The organism is Actinoplanes sp. G11-F43 (assembly GCF_050589265.1).
Classification (GTDB): domain Bacteria; phylum Actinomycetota; class Actinomycetes; order Mycobacteriales; family Micromonosporaceae; genus Actinoplanes.
This window is the reverse complement of the sequence record NZ_JBNZCE010000011.1, coordinates 95844-119463: the sequence shown is the minus strand read 5'-3', so window position 1 is coordinate 119463 and position 23620 is coordinate 95844. Positions and strand designations below refer to the sequence as shown.

The 23620-nt window shown below is 70.9% G+C and carries 13 protein-coding genes, 1 rRNA gene and 1 pseudogene; 12 read left to right on the top strand and 3 right to left on the bottom strand.

What is annotated here, in order from left to right; all coding sequences use genetic code 11:
• Nucleotides 1–29 precede the first annotated feature (29 nt).
• A 5S ribosomal RNA gene (rrf, locus tag ACQ0O7_RS12835) occupies nt 30–146 on the top strand.
• 235 nt (nt 147–381) lie between these two features.
• Here rrf and ACQ0O7_RS12830 read toward each other — a convergent pair.
• Nucleotides 382–1296, bottom strand: a complete 915-nt coding sequence (locus ACQ0O7_RS12830) for a hypothetical protein (protein WP_430782241.1) — start codon at nt 1294–1296, stop codon at nt 382–384.
• 335 nt (nt 1297–1631) lie between these two features.
• Between ACQ0O7_RS12830 and ACQ0O7_RS12825 the strand changes: the two genes are divergently transcribed.
• Genes ACQ0O7_RS12825 through ACQ0O7_RS12815 form a run of 3 tightly spaced genes read left to right on the top strand, consistent with a single transcriptional unit; the run spans nt 1632 to nt 5934 of the window.
• Nucleotides 1632–4262 (top strand): valine--tRNA ligase, encoded by a 2631-nt coding sequence (locus ACQ0O7_RS12825; RefSeq protein ID WP_430782240.1) that lies wholly within the window; start codon nt 1632–1634, stop codon nt 4260–4262.
• Nucleotides 4259–5587: a bifunctional folylpolyglutamate synthase/dihydrofolate synthase gene (locus ACQ0O7_RS12820; protein ID WP_430782239.1), complete on the top strand. Its 1329-nt coding sequence runs from the start codon at nt 4259–4261 to the stop codon at nt 5585–5587. The genes ACQ0O7_RS12825 and ACQ0O7_RS12820 overlap by 4 nt, the downstream gene beginning before the upstream one ends.
• Entirely contained in the window at nt 5584–5934 is a 351-nt protein-coding gene (locus ACQ0O7_RS12815; protein WP_430782238.1) for a DUF4233 domain-containing protein, read from the top strand. The genes ACQ0O7_RS12820 and ACQ0O7_RS12815 overlap by 4 nt, the downstream gene beginning before the upstream one ends.
• 39 nt (nt 5935–5973) lie before the next feature.
• Here ACQ0O7_RS12815 and ACQ0O7_RS12810 read toward each other — a convergent pair.
• Nucleotides 5974–6357: pseudogene (locus ACQ0O7_RS12810) on the bottom strand (VOC family protein); the annotation flags it as partial.
• A 3857-nt stretch (nt 6358–10214) separates the two neighbouring features.
• Between ACQ0O7_RS12810 and ndk the strand changes: the two are divergent.
• The 3 genes from ndk to ACQ0O7_RS12795 all read left to right on the top strand — a co-directional run bounded on the left by ndk (nt 10215) and on the right by ACQ0O7_RS12795 (nt 14913).
• Nucleotides 10215–10631, top strand: coding sequence for a nucleoside-diphosphate kinase (ndk, locus tag ACQ0O7_RS12805; RefSeq protein WP_430782237.1), 417 nt, complete (start codon nt 10215–10217; stop codon nt 10629–10631).
• 326 nt (nt 10632–10957) lie between these two features.
• The gene (ileS, locus tag ACQ0O7_RS12800; protein WP_430782236.1) at nt 10958–14095 is read left to right on the top strand and encodes an isoleucine--tRNA ligase; all 3138 of its coding nucleotides are present in this window, start codon (nt 10958–10960) and stop codon (nt 14093–14095) included.
• A gap of 140 nt (nt 14096–14235) precedes the next feature.
• Nucleotides 14236–14913, top strand: coding sequence for a lysophospholipid acyltransferase family protein (locus tag ACQ0O7_RS12795; RefSeq protein WP_430782235.1), 678 nt, complete (start codon nt 14236–14238; stop codon nt 14911–14913).
• Nucleotides 14914–15108: 195 nt separating this feature from the next.
• On the opposite strand, the gene ACQ0O7_RS12790 is transcribed toward ACQ0O7_RS12795, so the two are convergent.
• Complete coding sequence (locus ACQ0O7_RS12790; RefSeq protein ID WP_430782234.1) at nt 15109–16854, bottom strand: hypothetical protein; 1746 nt, start codon at nt 16852–16854, stop codon at nt 15109–15111.
• Nucleotides 16855–17129: 275 nt separating this feature from the next.
• Here ACQ0O7_RS12790 and ACQ0O7_RS12785 point away from each other — a divergent pair, with 275 nt between their 5' ends.
• From ACQ0O7_RS12785 to ACQ0O7_RS12765, 5 genes are all read left to right on the top strand, one after another.
• Nucleotides 17130–17903: an alpha/beta fold hydrolase gene (locus ACQ0O7_RS12785; RefSeq protein WP_430782233.1), complete on the top strand. Its 774-nt coding sequence runs from the start codon at nt 17130–17132 to the stop codon at nt 17901–17903.
• A 30-nt stretch (nt 17904–17933) separates the two neighbouring features.
• On the top strand, nt 17934–20438 hold the full coding sequence (locus ACQ0O7_RS12780) for a SpoIIE family protein phosphatase (protein WP_430782232.1): 2505 nt from the start codon (nt 17934–17936) through the stop codon (nt 20436–20438).
• Nucleotides 20435–20779, top strand: coding sequence for an STAS domain-containing protein (locus ACQ0O7_RS12775; RefSeq protein ID WP_430782231.1), 345 nt, complete (start codon nt 20435–20437; stop codon nt 20777–20779). The genes ACQ0O7_RS12780 and ACQ0O7_RS12775 overlap by 4 nt, the downstream gene beginning before the upstream one ends.
• A gap of 19 nt (nt 20780–20798) precedes the next feature.
• Nucleotides 20799–22742, top strand: coding sequence for a TIGR03960 family B12-binding radical SAM protein (locus ACQ0O7_RS12770; RefSeq protein WP_430782230.1), 1944 nt, complete (start codon nt 20799–20801; stop codon nt 22740–22742).
• Nucleotides 22743–22803: 61 nt separating this feature from the next.
• Nucleotides 22804–23529, top strand: a complete 726-nt coding sequence (locus tag ACQ0O7_RS12765) for a TIGR03936 family radical SAM-associated protein (protein WP_430782246.1) — start codon at nt 22804–22806, stop codon at nt 23527–23529.
• Nucleotides 23530–23620: the final 91 nt, after the last annotated feature.

Genomic DNA, 23620 nt, shown 5'->3' with positions numbered 1-23620 from the left:
GGTTGCTGGTTTGTTCTGCTGATGGCTGTTTCGGTGGTCATAGCGGAGGGGAAACGCCCGGTTACATTCCGAACCCGGTAGCTAAGCCCTCCAGCGCCGATGGTACTGCACTCGGGAGGGTGTGGGAGAGTAGGACGCCGCCGGACTCAACTTGTGGAAAGGCCCACCCGGGTTATCGGGTGGGCCTTTCTGCATTTCCAGAGAATGCGCTGTCGGCGTCTTCTGGATATGCGGCCGGCGGACTGTGGTCCGGGCCGGGGCTGTTGATGACCCCGGCATTGTGAGGACCCCGGCGGAAGGCTTCTGGTGGGTGCGCGGCGGGATTCGGTGTGCGGCGGGATTCGGTGTGCGGCGCAGGGGCTTTTGTGGGGCGTACCGCAATCAGCTTCTTGTTTGGATCGCTGACCGCAACTCGCGCATCAGCGGTGCGGCCTCGGCCTCCGTGCGGTCGGCGAACATCGCCAGGGCCAGGCTTCCGTGGTCCGCCCAGCCGCAGACCGTCAGGTCGCCGTCGGCGGATTTGGCCACGCCGCATTTCATCGTGCCGCCGAAATCGCCGGCGTCCACCTCCTTGAGGCCGGACACGCCGCTCTCGTCGTCGCTGACCAAGTCGAACGCCGAGTCCAGGTCGCTGCCGGGGGACCACAGCAGGGTGGTTCCGCCGAAGAACAGGACAGTGCGCTCGTCGGGGCTCGTGTAGACCCCACCGACCGACTTGTCCATGCTGATCTCCGCGGACAGGGCCGTCTGCAGATAGTCGGAGGTGGCGGTGGCCTGCTCGCTGTCGTCCAAGGTGAGCGGGCCGATCGTGGCGGGCGTGGCCAGGTTGGTGTGGCGCTGGGAATTCACCTGGTAGCCGAACCAGCCGACCGTGCCCAGACCGGCCAGCGCCACCGCCAGCAGGGAGCCGAGGACCACGGTGCGGGCCTTACGGTTCGGAGCCGGCTCAGCGGGCTCGTCACTCGGCGCATCGGAGATCCGGAACGCGGTGTCGCCGTCGTCCGCGGTGATCTCGAACGGGACCTCGGCGGGCTGACCGGCGCCGGCACCGAAATGCGGCTGACCGGGGCCGGCGTCGACCTGTGGCTCGGCAGGCCCGTCAAGGCTGGTGGCAGGCGAGGGCTCGCTGACGGAAGGCGAGGGCTCGCTGCTGCCAGACCGGGAATCACCGGTGCCAGACGGGGATTCGCTGCCGGCGGGGGAGGGCTCGGTGGCGGGCGAGGGCTCGTCCTGGCCCCGGTCCTGGCCTGGGGCCGGGTCGGTGGAGTGAGGAGTCTGCTGGCCACGATCCGACATCAGGTGAGCCTATCTCGCTGCCGCCAGGCCGTTCGATCTGGCCGGACGGCGTTTCCGAGCCGAGGTGGATGTGGTGAAGGGGGAGGTGAGCGGTGTGAAGAGTGGGAAGGCGGGCGCGGCGCGGGGTCCTCGGATGAGCGGACGGTGAGGGGCGCGGAGGGTGGGAGGCGGGCGAGGTGCAGGGCCCGAGCCGGGTGGGGTGAAGAGGGCGCCGGGCGGGGTGGAGGAAGAGCCGAGGGGCGTTCGAAAGGGCAGGCCGACGGTGGGGCCCGGCTGGTGGGCCACGTGGGTGGTGCGAATTCGTTGGTACGCGGCGGGATCCGTAGACTTGTCGGGTGACCGATGAGACCGAACCCCGTACCCCCGACAGCCGGCCCACCGGTGGCCTCTCCGCCCAGTACCAGCCGGGCGAGGTAGAGCAGCGGCGGTACGAGCGGTGGGTATCGGAGGGTTACTTCACCGCGGACCCGAAGAGTGACAAGCCGCCGTTCACGATCGTGATCCCGCCGCCCAACGTGACCGGCTCGCTGCACGTGGGTCACGCCCTCGACCACACCATCCAGGACACCCTGGTCCGGCTCAAGCGGATGCAGGGCTTCGAGGTGCTGTGGCTGCCCGGCATGGACCACGCCGGCATCGCGACGCAGAACGTGGTGGAGCGGCAGCTCGCCGCACAGCAGCTGTCCCGGCACGATCTGGGCCGGGAGAAGTTCGTCGAGCGGGTCTGGGAGTGGAAGGCCGAGTCCGGCGGCGCGATCCTCGGCCAGATGAAGCGGCTGGGTGACTCCGTCGACTGGTCCCGTGAGCGGTTCACCATGGACGAGGGTCTGTCCCGCGCGGTGCAGACGATCTTCAAGAAGATGTACGACGACGGCCTGATCTACCGGGCCAACCGGATCATCAACTGGTGTCCGCGCTGTCTGACCGCGCTCAGCGACATCGAGGTGGAGCACACCGAGGACGAGGGTGAGCTGGTCTCGATCCGGTACGGCGACGGGGCGAACTCGATCGTCGTCGCCACCACTCGTGCCGAGACGATGCTCGGCGACACCGCGGTGGCCGTGCACCCCGACGACGAGCGGTACCAGCACCTGATCGGCACCGAGGTGGAGCTGCCGCTGACCGGCCGGCGCATCCCGATCGTGGCGGACGAGCACGTCGACCCGTCGTTCGGCACCGGCGCGGTCAAGGTGACCCCGGCGCACGACCCGAACGACTTCGAGATCGGCCAGCGGCACAACCTGCCCAGCCCGGCGATCATGGACGAGCGTGCGGTGATCACGGTGCCCGGGCCGTTCCAGGGCCTGGACCGGTACGAAGCCCGCCCGGCGATCGTGGCGGCACTGCGCGAGCAGGGCCGGATCGTCGCCGAGAAGCGGCCCTACCTGCACTCGGTGGGTCACTGCTCGCGGTGCAAGACGACCGTGGAGCCGCGGCTGTCGCTGCAGTGGTTCGTCAACACGGCACCGCTGGCGAAGGCGGCCGGGGACGCGGTCCGCGACGGCCGGGTCAAGATCGAGCCGGCTGAGCTGTCGAAGCGGTACTTCGCCTGGGTCGACAACATGCACGACTGGTGCATCTCGCGTCAGCTGTGGTGGGGGCACCGCATCCCGGTGTGGTACGGCCCCGAGGGCCAGATCGTGTGCGTCGGCCCGGACGAGCAGCCGCCCACCGGCGAGGGCTGGCACCAGGACGAGGACGTGCTGGACACCTGGTTCTCCTCCGGCCTGTGGCCGTTCTCCACGCTGGGCTGGCCCGAGCAGACCCCGGAGCTGGAGAAGTTCTATCCGACCAGCGTGCTGGTGACCGGCTACGACATCCTGTTCTTCTGGGTCGCCCGGATGATGATGTTCGGGCTGTACGCGATGGACGGCAGGCAGCCGTTCGACGTGGTCAACCTGCACGGCATGGTGCGCGACCAGTTCGGCAAGAAGATGTCGAAGTCGTTCGGCAACGTGGTCGACCCGCTCGACTGGATCGAGCGGTACGGCGCCGACGCCACCCGCTTCACCCTGGCCCGCGGCGCCAACCCCGGCTCCGACGTGCCGATCAGCGAGGAGTGGTGCCAGGGCTCCCGCAACTTCTGCAACAAGCTGTGGAACGCCACCCGCTTCGCGCTGATGAACGGGGCGACCACCGCCGGGGACCTGCCGCCCGCGTCCGAACTGTCGGCGATCGACAAGTGGATCCTGTCCCGCCTCCAGCACGTGACCGCCGAGGTGGACGGATACTTCGCGGCGTACGAGTATGCGAAGGTCTGTGACGCCCTCTACCACTTCGCGTGGGACGACGTCTGCGACTGGTACCTGGAGCTGAGCAAGCCGGTGCTCGCCGCCGGCAGCCGGACCACCCAGCGGGTCCTCGGGCACGTGCTCGACCAGCTGCTGCGCCTGCTGCACCCGGTCATCCCGTTCGTCACCGAGGAGTTGTGGACCGCGCTCACCGGCGGGCAGACCGTGATGACGGCCGCCTGGCCGGCCGTCGACCAGGCGCTCGTCGACGACGCCGCCGAAGAAGAGCTGGCCGCCCTGCAGAAGGTGGTCACCGAGGTCCGGCGGTTCCGCTCCGACCAGGGGCTCAAGCCGAGTCAGCGGGTCACCGCCGCGCTCACCGGCCTGGGCAACGTCGGCATCGGCGCGCACGAGCCGCTGATCCGTTCGCTGGCCCGGCTGGACGCGCCCGGCGCCGACTTCGCCACCACCGCCACCCTCGCGGTGACCGGTGGCATCACCGTCGACCTGGACACCCGTGGCGCCATCGACGTGGCGGCCGAACGGGCCCGCCTGGAGAAGGACCAGGCCGCCGCCGAGAAGGAGGCCGGCCAGTGCCGGGCCAAACTCGGCAACGAGGCCTTCGTCGGCAAGGCGCCGGAAGCCGTGGTCGCGAAGATCAAGGACCGGCTGGCCACCGCCGAGGCCGACCTGGTCCGGATCGCCGCCGCGCTCGAGGCACTGCCCGCCTCATGAGCAGCGAATACGAAGAGGTGGAAGCCGCGCTGAACGAGCGCGGCTTCACCCGCATGGTCTTCGACATGCAGAAGATCCGGGACCTGATGGACGTGCTGGGCAGCCCGCAGCGGGCCTACCCGGCGATCCACCTGACCGGTACGAACGGCAAGACCAGCACGGCCCGGATGATCGACTCGCTGTTGCGGGCGCACGGGCTGCACACCGGCCGGTACACCAGCCCGCACCTGGAGACGGTTCGCGAACGGATCAGCCTCGACGGCGAGCCGGTGTCCGAGGAGCGGCTGGTCACGACGTACCGGGAAATCGGTCCGTTGGCTGATCTGATCGACGCGCGCAACCCCGAACCGCTCACCTATTTCGACATGACGACCGCCATGGCGTACGCCGCGTTCGCCGACGCCCCGGTCGACATCGCCGTCGTCGAAGTCGGGCTCGGCGGTGAGGAGGACGCCACCAACGTCATCGACGCCGGTGTCTGCGTGCTCACCCCGATCGGGCTCGACCACACCGAATGGCTCGGCGACACCATCGAGGACATCGCCTGGCACAAGGTGGGCATCATCCACCACGGCGCCACCGTCGTCACCGCCCTCCAGAACGAGGAGGCGATGCGGCCCATCCTGGAACGCTGCGCCGACATGGGCGCCACCCTGGCCCGGGAGGGCAGCGAGTTCGGGGTCGTCGAACGGACCCAGGCGGTCGGCGGGCAGGTGCTCGTCCTGCAGGGCCTCGGCGGCGTCTACGAGGAGGTGTTCCTGCCGCTGTTCGGCGCACACCAGGCGCAGAACGCCGCGCTCGCGCTCGCCGCCGTCGAAGCGTTCCTCGGCGCCGGGCCCGGCAAGATGCTGGACATCGAACTGATCCGGGAAGGGTTCGCCTCCACCGACTCGCCCGGCCGCCTCGAACGCGTCCGCAGCGCCCCCGCCATCCTGCTCGACGGCGCGCACAACCCGCACGGGATGGCCGCCACCGTCACCGCGCTGGAAGAGGAGTTCAGCTTCCGGCACCTGGTGGCCGTCGTGTCGGTGCTCGGCGACAAGGACGCGACCGGGCTGCTCGACCTGCTCGAACCGGTCGCCGCCCGGATCGTCGTCACCCAGAACAGCTCGCCCCGGGCGATGCCCGCCGACGAGCTGGGCCGACTCGCCATCGCGGTGTTCGGTGAGGACCGGGTGACCGTCGCGGCCACCATGCCGGACGCCATCGAAGAAGCGGTGGTCCAGGCCGAAGAGGACGCCTCCGGAGAACTCAGCGGAGTCGGCGTGCTGATCACCGGGTCGGTGGTGACCGTCGCTGACGCGCGGAAGCTGCTCAAACGATGACCGAACCGAAACCCTCCGGGCTCAAGAACCCAGCCGCCGCCGTACGGGGTCTGGGCGCGGCCACCCTCGGATTCGAAGTGATCGTGCTCCTGCTCATGCTGGCGCCGCTGAAGAAACTCGCCGGCGACCAGAGCGGCCCGCCGATGATCGCGGTCCTCATGCTGACCGTGATCGCGGCCGTCCTCACCGGGATGATGAAACGCGACTGGGCGTGGACCGCCGGAACCGTCCTCCAGGTCGCCCTGCTCCTCGGCGGGTTCCTGCACTGGACGCTCGCCGCGGTCGGCGTGATCTTCGGGCTGGCCTGGGTGTACGCCCTGCACGTCCGGCGCAGCATCCTCGGCTGAACCCCCGGGCGGCCATCGAGCCGCCCGGGGCCCTCTCGATCAGGGGATCGCCCGCCACTGGGTGATGGCGATGTTGTGGTTGTCCGGGTCACGGAACGTCGCCGACCACAACTCCAGCTTGTCGCCACGGTTCACCGGCCTCGGCGAGTGGACGAACTTGACACCCTTGTCACGCAGTTCGGCGTGCACCGCCTCGATGTCGCCGACCTCCAGGTTCAGGTAGATCAGGCGGCCCGCCTCGGATGTCGGATTGTGCACCGTCCGCAACACCAGCCGAGTGTCGCCGGACGCCAGCACCGCGCTGCCGTCCCCGTTGTCGATCTCGTGGAAGCCGAGAACGTCCCGGTAGAACCGGGTCGACCGCTCCAGCTCGGTGACCAGCACCGTGATGCCGACACCGTGGATCGCGCCGGCCGGGCCGGGCCGGGCACTGGGGTACGCGGTGATCACGTCGCCGGCGTGCTCGTCCGGCTGCCGGCGGCTGAAGTCACCCCACGGGCCGGACTTCCCGTCGTCCTCGGCGTCCTCGAAGTGGGTGGTCTCGAACGCGTCCGGGGAGACCGCGGCCCGGCCCACCGCCACCCCGATGATGCCGTCCCGCAGCGCCGACGGGCGCGGCGTCTCCGGATCCGTGACAGGTTTCGGTTCCGGCCTGGCGACCGGCTTCGGCCTGGCGACCGGCTTCGGCTCAGTGACCGGCTTCGGCTCAGTGACCGGCGGCGCGATGATCCCCTCCGCCCGGGCCGCGGCGGCCCGGGGCTTGCTTTCCGGGGTACGGTCCGGGTTGCCCACGATCGGCAGATCGCCACCGATCGGGAAGTCCCGGTCCAGCGGGATGTCGATCTGGTCGGGTCGCGGCTTGTCATCGTCGTCGGCCCAGGCGGCGCCGGGGGTGGTCCAGGTCCGGACGTGCGGGGCGGGCTTGATCCGGCCTTCCGCGCCCGGCCGGATTCCTTCCACGCCTGGCCGGATTCCTTCCGGGCCTGATCGGAAGGCGCCTTCCGAACCCGGTCGGATCATGCCCTCCGGTCCCGGTCCGCTTCGGCTCTCCTGGACGGGGCCGGGGGCGTGGCTGGGGGCGTTCGGTGTGGGGCGTGGATCGCCCGGTGCCCGGCGGGGACCGGTGGGCACCGGGCGGGGTTCGCCGGCGCGCCGGGCGGTCGGCGGCGGAGCGCTCGGGAACGGGCGATCCGGCTCCGGGGCGGCCGGTGGCGACGTGACCGGGTGCGGGGTCGATGACGGGGTGCGGTCCGGCTGTGGTTCGGGGCGCACGGACGATGGAGTCGGTTCCTGGCGGATGCCCGGCAGCCCGGCCGAGGAGGTTCCGGTCACCGGCTGCGATCCGTCATTCTGCCGGGGTTCGTCGCTCCGCCGGGGTCCGTCGTTCTGTCGGGATTCGCCGTTTCGCCGTGGTTCGCCGTTTCGCGGGGATGCGGCTTCTTGGTGGAAGCCGTCCTCTTGGCGGGAGGTGTCCGGTCGCTGAGGCCCGGCTGATTGCTGAGGGCTGCCCGATTGCCGCTCTTCGTCCGGTTGTGGTGATTCGCCCGGCTGCATGAAGAAGCGGGTGCGGCTGCCCAGCGGGCGGGCATCCACATTCGGCGGGACCGGCGTCGTTCCTGTCGCGGAGTGGCCGGCGGACGGAGCCCACGGGATTTCGTCAGGGGCCGAGGCTTCGGTCACCGGCGATGTCCCGGCGGCGGGAGGAGCCCCGGCGCTCCGGGACTTCCCGGTGGCTCGCGGTGTCGCGATGTCCTGCGGCGGCTCAGCGACCGGCGATGTCGTCAGTGGGGGCTGGGCGGCGGCAGGGGTGCCGGTGGTCCGGCCGGGATCCGCGTCGCCGCCGCCGGGTGACGGCCGGCTGCCTGGCGAGGTTTCCGGTTCGTCCCGGTTCTGGGTCGGCGCCGGGCGAGGGGATCGCGGCGGGGCCGTCCGCTCGGCGACCGGTGCGGCCCAGCGCTCGTCCTCGCGGGACACGCGTGGTGCCGGAGCGGGCTGGGGTGATGGTGTCCGCGGCGGGACCGGTGCGCTCCCGGCCGGTCGGGACCATGCCTGCTGGTCCTGTTCCTCCCGAGACGGGGGAGTGGTGTCTCCCCGGGAAGGCGTGGACGGGCGGGACGCGCGTGCGGGCGGTGGGGGCGGTGCGGCATGCCCCGCACGGGCTGCCGGCGGTGGGGGCGGTGCGGCATGTCCTGGGCGGGCTGCCGGCGGTGGTGGAGGCAGCGGCGAACCGGCCGGGCGCGGGACCGGGGGCGGCGGCGGGATCTCCCCGATGTAGCGGGGCCGGCCGGCCGCGGGCGACACCGGGTCGGTGGGCCGGGTGCCGCCGGAGGGCGACGGCGACACCGGGTCAGCGGCACGCGTGCGGCGGGGGCCGTTCGGCTCGTCCGTCGAGGGCGTGTCCGGGTGGTCCCGGGTGGCGGGGGCGGAGCCCATCGGGGTGACGATGACCGGGCCGGGGGAGGCGGGGCGCGGCGGTTCGGTGGCCGTGGAGCGGGAATCCGTCGTGCTGGTCGCCTCGGGGCTGTCGGTGGGACCGGCCGTGGACCGGGCGGGCGGGACGGGGGGTGCGGAGGCTCCGGCGGTAGGCGGAGTGGTCGGTGGAGCGGTCGGAGGGCCGTCCAGGTCCAGGTCGATGGCCGCGTCCGGGTCGGTGTCGGAGGCGGTGCGGGAATCGGCCGGAGTGCGCTGGGGCGGTGCGGTCGCCGTCGTGGGCGGGGCCGTCGTCGTCTGCGGGACGGTGGCCGTCGTGCTGCCGGCGGTGGTCGCCGTTGTCGCGGTGGCCGTGGTGGGTGGACCTGCTGAGGGGTCGGGAGAGGAGTCGGCCGGGGGCGCGCTGACGGGAGACGTACCGGCAAGCGTGTCGGGGTTTGATCGTCGGCGTGGGCTCGGGCGGGAACCCGGTGGGCGTGGGGCCGGGCCGGAGAAGGCGGACGGTGACGTCGCCGGGCCGCCGGACGCCGGGGAGACCGGAGTCACCGGGGCTGGGGAGACCGGAGACGCGGTGCTCCGGGACGGCGGGGCGTCGCCTCGGGTAGGGCTCGCGCCGCTCCGGGTGTCGTCGCCCGGAGCGACGAACGGGGAGTCCGAGGGGACCGCGCTCCACTCGACCGGGCTGGCCGGGCGGGCCTGGCCGGGGCCGGAGAGCAGGTCGTCGGAGGTGGCGGTGCGGTCCGGGTGCCGGGAGTAGCGGTCGTCGCCGGACGTGTCGTCGTCCACGGTTGCGGTGGAGCGGGTGGTCAGCGACTCCTCGTCGGTTCCGGAGGTGCGGCCGGAACTCGGAACGGCGGTGGGCGAGGTGCCCGGCTCGTCCGTGGTGGCGGTCCGCGTGGCATAGGGGTCGTCGGGGACCGTGGTGGGCGGGGGGAACAGGTCGTCGGCGGGTGGCGGCTGGTCGAAGCGGTGGGCGTTGCCGGCCCGGCGGGGCAGGGGCGGCGGCTCCTCCTCGGTGTCGACCACGTGGCCCTCGACTATGGTTCCGGCGGGTGTGTCCCGGACCACCACCGGTGCGGCGGTGCGGCGGGCGTACGTCGTCGTGGTGCCGCCCCGGGCCGGGGAGACGCCGTCGCCGTCCATGTCCCAGTCGTGGCGGCCCTCCCACGGGGCCGGGTCCACGCCGCCGAGCAGCTCGTCGTCCAGGTCGCCGGAGTCGGCGCGAGCGGCCGGCGGCGGTGGTGGCGGTGGGTCGCCGCCCTCCATCCGGGCCGGGGCGTCCCGCCAGTTGACCCGCACCCGGCGGGTGTCGTCGACGTCGACGGTGATCGGCACGGTGGTGCCGGGCTGCGGCCACTTGTCGACCGGGACCCGGGACTCGCGGATCATCGTCTCGAAGGCGCCCAGGCCGGGGGCGACCACGACCAGCTCGATGGTGGCGCGGCCGTAGGCGCCGGCGGCCGGCGGCGGGCTGATCGCGTTCACCTCGGCGGTGCCGGCGACGGTGGCCCGGCCGCCCCTGCGGGACACGTTCATGAAGCCCACGGCCACGGCCAGGCCGAGGACGACGAGGCCGAAGATGGCGACCGGTACGCTCGCCATGCCTAGACCGAAAACGATCACGAAGACCGCCAGCGTGGCCACGATGCTCGCCACGAGTCTGCGTGCCGGGGCGATGGGCCGGCCGGTCTGGTTCGCCACTGTGGACCTCCCGGTAGTTCCCGTCAGGTTATGACCCGGCGGTGTATCCGCGAAAGTGCGCCAGTCCGGACATCGCCGCTCGCCCCGATCCTGGTACCGATAGGCTGAACACACCGCGTGTCGGCCTGCCCTTGCAACGGAGGAACTGCGTGTCCAGCACCACCGAACGTTCGCTCGTCCTCATCAAGCCTGACGCGGTCCGCCGCGGCCTGCTCGGCGAGATTCTGTCCCGTTTCGAGGGTAAGGGCCTGGTGGTCGAGGCGCTGGAGTTGCGCACGATGGACGGCACGCTCGCCGACGCGCACTACGCGGAGCACGTGGACAAGGCCTTCTACCCGCCGCTGAAGGACTTCATGACCAGTGGGCCGCTGGCCGCCCTGGTCCTCTCCGGTGACTCGGTGATCGAGGTGGTCCGGGCGATGATCGGCGCCACCGACGGGCGGAAGGCCGCGGCCGGCACCATCCGTGGCGACCTGGCCCTCTCCAACCGGGAGAACCTGGTGCACGCCTCCGACTCGCCGGAGAGCGCCGAGCGCGAGCTGGCCCTCTGGTTCCCCAAGATCTGAGCGCCTGACGGCTGTCGACGCCGGCCCGGTAATGCGGTCGAGGGAATCGCGACCGGGCCGGTATCGTTGTGCGCACGCAGGCTTTGAACCGGCCATCACCGGGGAGCCTCCGGAAGAAAAAGCGACAGCTTGTTTAGAACCAGCGACAGCTTGTCTAGAACCAGCGACAGCTTGAGTAGAACCGGGCGGACACCGGACCGCGCAGATCATCCGGCGAATGAGCGGGCGGGTCTCCACGAACCGTCAAGCGAGGTGGTACCGCGGGTCCTCCCCTGAGGGCTCGTCCTCGCAGTCACGTGATGTGAACTGCTTGAGGGGACTACCAGATGGCCTATCCGAAACACTCCGGCGCCTCCGGCGTACCGGCAAGCCCTGATCTTCCCGGGGTCGAGCGTGCGGTCCTGGAGCACTGGGCCGCGGACAAGACCTTCGAGGCGTCCGTCGCACAGCGCCCGGCCGGGGACAACGGCGCGAACGAGTACGTCTTCTACGACGGCCCGCCGTTCGCCAACGGGCTGCCGCACTACGGGCACCTCTTCACCGGGTACGTGAAGGACCTGGTCCCGCGCTACCAGACGATGCGTGGCAAGCACGTCGAGCGGCGGTTCGGCTGGGACACCCACGGCATGCCCGCCGAGGTGGAGACCGAGAAACAGCTCGGCATCACCAGCAAGGCACAGATCGTCGACCTGGGCATCGAGAAGTTCAACGAGGCCTGCCGGGCGTCGGTGCTCGCCTACACCAAGGACTGGGAGAAGTACGTCACCCGGCAGGCCCGCTGGGTGGACTTCGAGAACGACTACAAGACGCTGGACCCGGCGTACATGGAATCGGTCATGTGGGCGTTCAAGACGCTGCATGACAAGGGACTGGTGTACGAGGGTTTCCGGGTGCTGGCGTACTGCTGGCGCTGTGAGACCCCGCTGTCCAACACCGAGACCCGGATGGACGACGTCTACCGGGACCGGACCGACCCGGCGCTGACCGTGCGGTTCCGGCTGGACTCCGGTGAGGACATCGCGGTCTGGACCACCACGCCGTGGACGCTGCCGTCGAACCTGGCGCTGGCGGTCGGGCCGGACATCGAATACGCCGTCATGGCGGACGAGTCCGGGCAGAAGGTGCTCTTCGGCGCGTCGCGGCTCGCTGCCTACGCCAAGGAGCTCGAAGGCTACGAGCAGGTCGGCACGCTCCTCGGGTCCGAGCTGGTCGGCCGGCGGTACACCCCGCTGTTCGACTTCCTGGTCGAGGCCGGCGGCGAGAACGCCTTCCAGGTGCTCGGCGCCGACTTCGTGACCACCGAGGACGGCACCGGAGTCGTCCACATGGCCCCGGCCTTCGGTGAGGACGACCAGAACGCCTGCAACGCGGCCGGCATCCCGACCGTGGTGACCGTCGACGAGCACACCCGCTTCACCTCGCTCGTCCCGGACTACCAGGGCCTGCAGGTCTTCGACGCCAACAAGCCGGTGATCGCCACGCTGAAGGAGCGTGGCGTGGTGCTGCGCCACGACGGGTACGTCCACTCGTACCCGCACTGCTGGCGCTGCGACACCCCGCTCGTCTACAAGGCGGTGTCGTCCTGGTTCGTCGCGGTGACGAAGTTCCGGGACCGGATGGTCGAGCTGAACCAGGAGATCAACTGGACGCCGGCGCACATCAAGGACGGCTCGTTCGGCAAGTGGCTGGCCAACGCCCGCGACTGGTCGATCTCCCGCAACCGGTTCTGGGGCTCGCCCATCCCGGTGTGGAAGTCCGACGACCCGCAGTACCCGCGGGTCGACGTCTACGGCTCCTACGAGGAGCTGGAGCGCGACTTCGGGGTTCGCGTGGCGGACCTGCACCGGCCGTACGTCGACGAGCTGACCCGGCCCAACCCGGACGACCCGACCGGCAGATCCGTGATGCGCCGGGTGCCCGAGGTGCTGGACTGCTGGTTCGAGTCCGGGTCGATGCCGTTCGCCCAGGTGCACTACCCGTTCGAGAACAAGGACTGGTTCGAGGACCACTACCCGGGCGACTTCATCGTCGAGTACATCGGGCAGACCCGCGGCTGGTTCTACACCATGCACGTGCTGGCCACCGCGCTGTTCGACAGGCCGGCGTTCCGCAACTGCCTGAGCCACGGCATCCTGCTGGGCGAGGACGGTCGCAAGATGTCCAAGTCTTTGCGCAATTATCCCGACGTCTACCGAGTCTTCGATACGTATGGTTCGGACGCCATGCGCTGGATGCTGATGTCCTCGCCCGTTCTCCGGGGTGGTGACATGCCGGTCACCGAGGTGGCGATCCGGGATTCGGTACGTCAGGTGCTGCTGCCGCTGTGGAACGTCTGGTACTTCTTCAGCCTTTACGCCAATGCTTCGGGCTACGAGGCGAAATTCCGGACAGACTCGACACACCTGCTTGACCGGTACGTCCTCGCGAAGACGGGCGAGCTGGTCACACAGGTCCAGACTCAGATGGACGACTACGACATCTCCGGCGCCGCGGCCAGCGTCCGGTCCTACCTCGACGCACTGACCAACTGGTACGTGCGCCGTTCCCGGGACCGCTTCTGGGCCGGCGACGAGGACGCCTTCGACACCCTGGCCACCGTGCTGGAAACCCTCACCCGGGTGGTCGCGCCGCTCGCGCCGCTCACCACCGAGGAGATCTGGCGCGGCCTGACCGGCGGCCGCTCGGTGCACCTGACCGACTGGCCGTCCGCCGACGTGTACCCGGCCGACCACGAACTCGTCGCCTCCATGGACGCCATCCGGGACGTCGCCTCGGCGGCCCTGTCGCTGCGCAAGGCGAAGGGCCTGCGGGTCCGGCTGCCGCTGGCCACGCTGACCGTCGCCTCCGACCGGGGCGGCTCCCTGACCGGGCTCGGCGACCTGCTCAAGGACGAGGTCAACGTCAAGGACGTGGTCTTCACCGACGACGTCGCCGCGTACTGCCAGCAGGTCCTGACCGTCGTACCGCGGGCCCTCGGCCCCCGGGTCGGCAAGCAGGTCCAGCAGGTCATCAAGGCGGTCAAGTCGGGTGACTGGCAGCTCGTCGACGGCGCGCCGGTCGCGGCCGGCGTCACCCTCGCCGAAGGTGAGTACGAGCTGAAACTGGTCGCCGCCGACGTGGACAACTCCGCGCCGCTGCCGGCCGGTGCCGGTGTCGTGGTGCTGGACACCGCCGTCACGCCGGAACTGGCCGCCGAAGGCCTGGCCCGCGACGTGATCCGCGTCGTACAGCAGGCCCGCCGGGACGCCGACCTCGACGTCAGCGACCGGATCACGCTGGTGCTGTCGGCGCCGGACGGGGTCCGGGCCGCGGTCGAGGCCTACCGGGAGTTCGTCGCGGGTGAGACGCTCGCCACGGCAGTGGAGTTCGCCGATCTCAGCGCGGGCCTCATCGATCGCGGTGCCGGCTTTACCGGGGAGGTCGGCGACGGCGACCAGGTGACGGTGACCGTTACGGCAGTGTGACCGATCCGATTGGCCCGGATGTTCGCCAAGCGTGGGCGGATGTCCGGGCCGGTCAGACGGCACTAGACTCTTCGCCGCGACTGTCAGCTAACCTCACAGCACACCATTTCCTGCGCCCCGTTACGTCCCGGAGGACGAAGTTGCCGCTGCTCTACTCGTTCGGCAAGCTCACGCTCGGCAAAGTTCTGATGGCCGGCTGGCAGCCGCACGTCGAAGGCATCGAGCACGTACCGCAGACCGGCGGTGCGATCTTCGCCAGCAACCATCTGTCCGTCTCCGACGAGCTGTTCCTCGGCGCGGTGATGGACCGGCACCTGGCGTTCTGGGCCAAGTCCGACTATTTCACCGGTACCGGCATCAAGGGGATCTTCTTCCGCCAGTTGATGGCCGGAGTCGGCGCCATCCGGGTCGAACGCGCCGGCGGGCGGGCCGCACTCACCGCCTTCGACGCCGCCATCCCCGCCCTGCGCGGCGGAGACCTGGTCGCCGTCTACCCCGAAGGCACCCGGTCACCGGACGGGCGGCTCTATCGCGGCCGGACCGGCGTGGCCCGCCTCGCGGTCGCCGCCGGGGTGCCGATCATCCCGGTCGGCGTCACCGGCACCGACAAGGTCCAGCCGATCGGCCAGCTGTACCCCAGCCCGATGCGCGGGGTGATCAGCATCAAGTTCGGCAAGCCGATCGAGACGACCGGTCGATCCGACGACCGGCACGCCCTTCGCGAGCTGACCGACCAGGTGATGGCGGACATCCAGCGGCTCACCGGGCAGGAGTACATCCCGCGGTACGCCCCGAAACGAGAAGAAAACCCCACCTGAGATCCGGTACGCCTACCACTCCTCGCCGATCCACGTGCCCCGTGGCCACCGCGCGAGGTGGGCGGCACACCGGGCCGACCGGCGACCGCCGGGCCGAATGCGATGGCCGAGGCCCGGCGGTCCAGTCTCGGAGGGCCACACCGTGTGCCGATTTCCGGCTCGGATCGAGTCGGAAATCGGCACACGAACTGCTCTCTAGACCAGTGGGGTGCCGCCCGAGGTGGTCAGGACTGTGGAGCGTAGACGGGTTACCAGGTCGGCGCTCTCGTCCATGTTGCGGCGGGTGAGCAGGACCGTGGCCAGGCTGCCGTGGTCGGCCCAGGTGCACGCGACGACCGAGGTGCCGTCCAGGCGGCCGGTGCCGCACTGCTGGTGCACCCCGAAGACGCCGGTGTCGAAGTCCCGGATGTCGGTCAGGTTCAGGGTGCCGGACAGGCGGCTCAGCTGGGCCGCCACGTCCGAGCCGGGAGTCAGCCGCAAGCCGGTCACCCCGAAGACGGTGACCCGTTTGCCCCGTCCGTCCGCGTAGATCCCGGCGAACGTGTCCGCGGCCGCGCCGACCCCGGACAGTTGCTCGGCCAACTTCTCGGCGGCCCGCTGACCGGCCGCGGTGTCCCGCAACGACAGGTCGGAGAAGTCGGTCGGCAGGGCCGCGGTCACCGGGTACTGGTTGAGCACCGGAATGTGCGGCTGAAGGTACGGCCCGACGGTGAACAGCGCCACCACCACCGCCACGACCAGCACCAGCCGCCGCAACCGGCGGAGCCGGCGCCGGGGCCGTGGAGGCGTGGGCGCCCACGGCCGGGCCGGCGGCCGTGACTGGACCGGGATCCGTGGCGCGGCCGTCTCCGGGGCGGGTTTCCGCTTCCACGGGCGCAGCCTGGTGCCCGTGCCGGCCGGTGCCGGATCTCCCCGGCCGGTGAACGCGGCGGGTGCCGGGGCCCCCCGGCCGGTGACCGGGCGGCCCGCGGCGGGCGTGGGCTGTCCCGGGGGCGGGTTCTGGCCCTGGGCTCCGAGGGCCCGGCCCTTCTCCGCGGCCTGCCGGCCCCAGGAACGGAGCCGCTCGGGGGCGTCGGTCGCGGCCTGGCGGCCGCCGGCCGCGGCCCGCTCACCCCACACCCGCCACTTCGGCCGTGTCATCGGGGGCAGGCCGGAGCCACCAGCCGGCGGCGGATATGTGCCGGGCGCCGGAATGGCGGGACTGCCGGGTGGAGAACCGGCCCGGGTGGCGGTGCCGGCGGCAGCCGAACCGGCCCGGGAGGATCCGGCTCCGGCAGCTCCGGCAGCTCCGGCTCCGGCAGCTCCGGCGACCCCGGGTCCTCGGCCGGCCGCGGACTCCTGGCGTAGCCGCTCGGTTTCGCGCCGGACCCGCTCGAGCAGGGTCGGCCGGCGAGGAGCCGTCGCCCCTGGACCACCCGCCGTCGTCCCCGGACCGCCAGCCGTCGCTCCCGAACCGCCGGCCATTGTCCCCGGATCGCCCGCCGTCGCCCCTGGACCGGCCGTCGTCGATGCCGGCGGGCCGGCCGGGCGGGACGGCGCGGGGGTGGCGGCCGGAGCCGTCTCGAAGAGGGTCGGCTCAGGCGGTGCGCTGTCGAAGAGAGTGGGGTCGGCCGCCGGGGTGGTGTAGGCGCCCGGCCAGACCGGAGTGTCCTGATCGGCCCACGGGTCGACGGCCGGCACCGCGGTGCGGTCGTCGAGATCGGCCGCTGCTGGACGCGTACCCCCCAATTTGTCCAGGACACGGGCGAACCGGGAGCGGCGCGGCCCACCGGGCTCGGGGACCGCCGCGGCTCCGCTCCATCGGCCGGGCAGGTCGGCGGTCGGTGGTTCACCCTCGCCGGATCCGGCGAACCGGGTGGGGTCGGGCATTCCGGCGGCCGGCGTGGTGTCGCCCGGCTGCTGGTCGGCCATGAGATCGATCTCCTCCCGTGGTCCGGACATGAGACTCCTTTCCCAGGTTAGGCCGGGTGCGCCAGTGGGACGGGGTGTCCCGATGGGGACGCCGGACACGAATGGCGGACAAGGAGGGCGATGTGCGAAACGCTCCGGAGTCGTATGGTTACCCGGACCCGGCGTCAGATGACCCGGAAGGGCGGGATCGTGCCCTGGGTCACGTTCTTGGTGTGTGACACATCATTCGCGTGCAGGGAGGGAGGGGCGCCCCCGCGGGCTCGGGTGTGCGCCGCAGACACATGAGTACGAAGCAGAGAAACGCCGTGACGATCGAGGGCGCCGATTCGCATCGCCCGATGCTGTTCGCACACGGGTACGGCTGCGACCAGAACATGTGGCGTTTCGTCACCCCGGCGTTCCGGGACACCCACCGCGTCGTCCTGTTCGACCATGTCGGCAACGGCAGGTCGGATCTGTCGGCCTACCGTGACGCCCGGCACGGGACCCTGGAGGGGTACGCCGAGGACGTCCTGGACATCCTGCGCGAGCACGATCTGCGTGACGTGGTGTTCGTCGGCCATTCGGTCAGCTCGATGGTCGGGGTGCTGGCGGCGAACCGGGAGCCGGACCGGTTCGCCGGGATCGTGATGGTCGGCCCGTCGCCGCGCTACATCGACGACGAGACCGACGGCTATGTCGGCGGGTTCGAGCGGGTCGACATCGAACAGATGCTGGAGTCGCTGGACAGCAACTATCTGGGCTGGTCGAGCGCGATGGCCCCGGTCATCATGGGCAACCCGGACCGCCCGGAGCTGGGGGAGGAGCTGACGAACAGCTTCTGCCGCACCGACCCGGCGATCGCCAAGAAGTTCGCCCGGGTCACGTTCCTCTCCGACAACCGGGCCGATCTGCCGAAACTGCGGGTGCCCTCGCTGATCCTGCAGTGCGCGGATGACGTCATCGCGCCCACGGTGGTCGGTGAGTACGTCCACAAGCACACTCCGGGCAGCACGTTCACCGCGCTGAACGCGACCGGGCACTGCCCGAATCTGAGTGCTCCCGAGGAAACGGTTGACGCGATCAAGTCCTGGTTGTAAGACAGCGGGCATGATCGGCGGAGCATTGGCGTGAGTGAATCAGGCGTGCCGGACGTGACACAAGAGTTGCGATTGCCCTGGGACGACGATCCCGAGGACCTGTACGAGCATGCGCCGTGCGGATATCTGACGACGCTCCCGGACGGCACCGTGGTCCGGGTCAACGAGACGTTCCTGACCTGGACCGGGTACTCCCGGGCGGACCTCATCGGTCACAAACGGTTCCGTGACCTGCTGACTCCGGGTGACCAGATCTACCACGAGACGCACTACGCACCGTTGCTGCAGATGCAGGGCGAGGTGCACGAGATCGCGCTCGAGGTGGTCTGCCCGGACCGGCGCCGGCTGCCCACCCTGGTCAACTCGGTGCTGGAGCGGGGGCCGACCGGGTCGCCCCGGATCATCCGCACGATGGTCTTCAACGCCACCGAGCGGCGCAGCTACGAGAAGGAGCTGCTGCACGCCCGGCGCGCGGCGGAGTCCTCGGAACAGCGGCTCCAGGTGCTCCAGCAGATCGTGGCGGACCTGGCCGCGGCGCCGACCGTGGCCGAGGTGGCCGAGGTGGTGGTGCGCGCCCCGGAACCGGCCTTCCAGGCCGCCAGCACCAGCATCTACCTGGTCAACGCCGAACGGGACCAGTTGGAGGCGGTCACCTCGACCGACCCGACCACCGGCAACTGGGACGACATGCCCCGGTCGTCGAGCCGGGCGGTGGCCGAGGTGGCCCGGCGTGGCGACCTGCACGTGGTCGGCACCCTGGCCGAGGCCGAGGAGCACTTCCCGGATCTGGCCGAGTCGATGCGCCGGTCGGAGCGCCGGAGCGTGGTGCTGCTGCCGCTGACCACCGGCCCGTCCGACGGCGAGGACGGCCCGGTGGTGCTGGGCGTCCTCGCGTTCAGTTTCCGGGAGGAGCGCGCCCTCACCGACAGTGAGACGGGGATGATCCGGTTGCTCGGCCAGCAGGCCGGGCAGGCACTGGACCGGGCCCGGCTCTACGACGAGGCCCGTCAGCGCGAGCGGTGGTCCTCGTTCCTGGCCGACGTCACCCGCGCGCTGGACGAGGAACACCGGCTGTTGCAGCGGGCCCGCCGGCTGGTCGAGCGGGTGGCCGGGGAGATCGCCGACTGGGCGATGGTGCGGCTCCAGGTCGGCCCGGCCGGCCTGGTCGAGTACCACGGCGGCCCGGCCCCCGACCAGGCGCGCCTGGACGCCCGGACCGCCGAGGCGATCGAGACGGCCGCGCCGGTCTTCGCGGCCGACGGCGACGGCCTCGGGTGTACGGTCCTGCCGCTCACCGTCCGCGGTGACGTGCTGGGCACGCTGGCCGTCCGGATGATCCCCGACCCGCGCGGCGGCGAGGCCGAACACGGCTTCCTCACCGACCTGGCCGACCGGGCCGCGCTGGCGCTGGAGAACTCCCGGCTGTACGAGCAGGAGCGGGCCATCGCCCGGACCCTGCAGCGCAGCCTGCTCGCCGACGCGGTGCCCGGCTCCGACCCGCGGTTCGCGATGGAGACCCACTATCAGGCCGCCGCCCAGGACATGGAGGTCGGCGGCGACTGGTACGACGCCTTCCTGATCACCGCGAACAAACTGGCCGTGGTGGTCGGCGACGTGGTCGGCCGGGGCATCGAGGCGGCCACCACGATGGGCCAGCTGCGCAGCGCGATCCGGGCGCTGGCGTCGGCCGAGAACGGCCCGGCCCGGCTGCTGGAGGGCCTGGACCGGTTCTGCGAGCGGGTCGAGTCGGCCCGGATGGCGACAGTGGTCTACGCCGAGGTCGATCTGCTCAGCAGCGAGGTGGCGTACGCCTGCGCCGGTCATCTCCCACCGCTGCTGCACGAGCCGGCCGGCTCCCCGCAGTACCTGATGCAGGCCCGCTCGGCCCCGATCGGGTCCCGGGCCGGTGACCGCCGCCGGGCCGAGCACCGGATGCGCCTGGCCGCCGGCAGCCGCCTGCTGTTCTACACCGACGGGCTGATCGAGCGCCGCGGCCGGGCCATCGACCGGGGATTCGAGATCCTCGCCCGGGAGTACGCCCGGCTGCGTGACGCCCCGCTCAAGGGCCTGACCGCGGGACTCGCCGACACCCTGGTCGGCAAGGACCACGGCGACGACGTGTGCATGCTCTGCCTCACCCTCGGCACCGAGGACCGGCTGGAACGCTCGATCGGCGCCGACCCGCTGCAGATCGCCCTGCTGCGCGCCGACATGCGCGGCTGGCTGGCCGGCCACCGGGTCGACACCGACTGCCTGAACGCGGTGCTGCTGGCCTGCTCCGAGGCGGTGGCCAACGCGATCGAGCACGGCTACCGGGAGGACCCGTTCGGGGTGGTCGACGTGGCCGCCACGATCAGCGCCGGGACGGTGGAGATCCGGGTGACCGACCGGGGCGGGTGGCGCGGCCCGGGCAGCGACACCGCCCGCGGGCGGGGCCTGCAGCTGATCTACGAGTCGATGGACGAGGTGGTCTTCGATCGGGGACACCAGGGGACGACGGTGACGATGCGCCGGCACAGAGAGGACGACAGGTGACCGACCAGTGGGTGAGCTTCTCCCGGCGGGGCGTGGCCGAACTCGTCCATCTGAAGGGTGAGATCGACCTGGCCAACGCCAACGACATCGGCCGGGCGATCGTGGCCCGGACCACCACGGCGGACGCGGTGGTGATCGACCTGACCGCCGTCTCGTTCCTGGACAGCGCCGGGGTGCGGCTGCTCGACTTCATCGTCGGCGACCTGGACGACCGGGGGAAGCCGATCCGCCTGGTCGTCGGCGAACGCGGGGCCGCCCGGATGACCCTCCAGCTCTGCGCGTTCCGCAACGACCTGCTGACGACGGATCTGGACCGGGCCACCGAGGAAGTCGACGGGTAGCCGCGTACTCTGGATCCTCATGAGCGTGAGTTCCGTCTTCCCGCAGCTCGAGCAGCTGCTGCCCCGGGTCAGCAAACCGATCCAGTATGTGGGCGGCGAGCTCGGTGCCGTCGTCAAGGACTGGGACGAGACCACCGTGCGGTGGGCTCTGATGTACCCGGACGCGTACGAGGTGGGCCTGCCCAACCAGGGCGTCCAGATCCTCTACGAGGTGCTCAACGAGCAGGAGGACGTGCTCGCCGAGCGGACCTACTCGGTCTGGCCGGACCTCGAGGCGCTGATGAAGGAGAACGGCGTCCCGCAGTTCACCGTCGACGCCCACCGGCCGGTCAAGGCGTTCGACGTGTTCGGGCTGTCGTTCGCCACCGAGCTGGGCTACACCAACATGCTCAGCGCGCTGGACCTGGCCGGCATCCCGCTGGACAGCGCCGACCGGGACGAGACGCACCCGATCGTGCTGGCCGGCGGGCACGCCAGCTTCAACCCGGAGCCGATCGCCGACTTCATCGACGCCGCAGTGCTCGGTGACGGCGAGGAGGCGGTCCTGGAGATCACCGGGATCATCCGGGAGTGGAAGGCCGAGGGCTGCCCCGGCGGGCGGGACGAGCTGCTGCTGCGCCTGGCCCGTACCGAAAGCATCTATGTCCCCCGGTTCTACGACGTGGACTACCTGCCGGACGGCCGGATCCAGCGGGTCGTGCCGAACCGGCCGGACGTGCCGTTCCGGGTCGCCAAGCGCACCACGATGGATCTGGACGCCTGGCCGTACCCGAAGAAGCCGCTCGTCCCGCTCGCCGAGACGGTGCACGAGCGGTACGCCGTGGAGATCTTCCGCGGCTGCACCCGGGGCTGCCGGTTCTGTCAGGCCGGCATGATCACCCGCCCGGTGCGGGAGCGGTCGATCACCACGGTCGGCCAGATGGTCAAGGAGGGCCTGGAGTTCTCCGGCTACAGCGAGGTCGGCCTGCTCTCGCTCTCCAGCGCCGACCACTCCGAGATCGGTGACATGTGCTCCGGCCTGGCCGAGCAGTACGCCGACACCAACGTGTCGCTGTCGCTGCCGTCCACCCGGGTCGACGCGTTCAACATCGACCTGGCCCAGGAGCTGTCCCGCAACGGGCGGCGGACCGGTCTCACCTTCGCCCCGGAGGGCGGCTCGGAGCGGATCCGCAAGGTCATCAACAAGATGGTGACCAAGGAGGACCTGATCCGGACGGTCGTCACCGCGTACTCCAACGGCTGGCGCCAGGTGAAGCTGTACTTCATGTGCGGCCTGCCCAGCGAGACCGACGAGGACGTGCTGGAGATCGCCGAGATGGCGCACGAGGTGATCCGGGCCGGCCGGGAGGCCGCCGGCACCAAGGACATCCGGTGCACCGTGTCGATCGGTGGATTCGTGCCGAAACCGCACACCCCGTTCCAGTGGGCGCCGATGGACCGGCCGGAGGTCATCGACGGCCGCCTGAAGATGCTCAAGAACGCGATCAACAGCGACCGCTCGCTCGGCCGGGCGATCGGCTTCCGCTACCACGACGGTGAGCCGTCACTGATCGAAGGCCTGCTGTCCCGCGGCGACCGCCGGGTCGGCAAGGTCATCCGCCGGGTCTGGGAGAAGGGCGGCCGCTTCGACGGCTGGTCCGAGCACTTCTCGTACGCCCGGTGGGTCGAGGCCAGCACCGAGGTGCTGCCCGAGTTCGGGGTGGACCTGGACTGGTTCACCACCCGCGAGCGCGAGGAACTGGAGGTCCTGCCCTGGGACCACCTGGACTCCGGCCTCGACAAGGACTGGCTCTGGCAGGACTGGCAGGACTCGATGAGCGAGTACGAGCAGGACGACTGCCGCTGGACCCCGTGCTTCGACTGCGGCGTGTGCCCGTCGATGGACACCGAGATCCAGATCGGCCCGACCGGCAAGAAGCTTCTTCCCCTGACACCCGTGAAAAGCTTGCGGGTCCCCGCTTAGGAGATCGACGATTCCTCCGAAGAACCAACCCGTCGGCGGCCAGGCCCCGGTCGTCCAGCGGATCCGCCTCCGGTACGCCAAGCGCGGCCCACTGCGCTTCACGTCACACCGGGACTTCGCCCGTGCCTTCGAACGGGCGCTGCGCCGTGCCGCCGTACCGATCGCCTTCTCCCAGGGATTCACCCCGCACCCGAAGATCTCGTACGCCAGTGCCGCCCCGACCGGTGTCGGCAGCGAGGCGGAGTACCTGGAGATCGGCCTGCAGGCCCCGGTCGACCCGGCGGAGCTGCGCGTCGCGCTGGACGCCGCGCTCTCCCCGGGACTGGACGTGCTGGAGGCGGTGATCGCGAGTGAGGGCAGCCTCGCCGACCGGATCAACGCCTCGCACTGGCGTCTGGAACTGCCCGGCATCGGGCCCGACGAGGCCGAGAAGGCGGTGGCCGCGTTCCTCGACTCGCCGGAAGTCCTGGTGGAGCGCATGACCAAGCAGGGCAAGCGCAGTTTCGACGCCCGCGCCGCGGTGTCCCGGTGCGCGGTGACAGATGAGCCGGACCTACCTTCCGGGGCCGTTGCGGTACCGTGTGCGATAATCGACCTTGTCGTACGGCAGGTAACGCCCGCCGTTCGGCCCGATGACGTCCTCTCCGGCCTGCGCGTGGTGGCCGGCCTGGAGCCGCCGGTGCCCCCACGGGTGACCCGGCTGGCCCAGGGCACACTCACCGCGCAGGGGGAGATCGTCGATCCGTTGGACGCGGATCGCGGGGATGTCGGCATCGGAGAACGCTAGCCGGAAGTATCGGCCCGTGTTCGTTGGCAGACTTCGGTAAGCCCGGCCCAGCCGGCCGGGCCCGAAAAACTTTGCAGCGACCCTGCGTGGC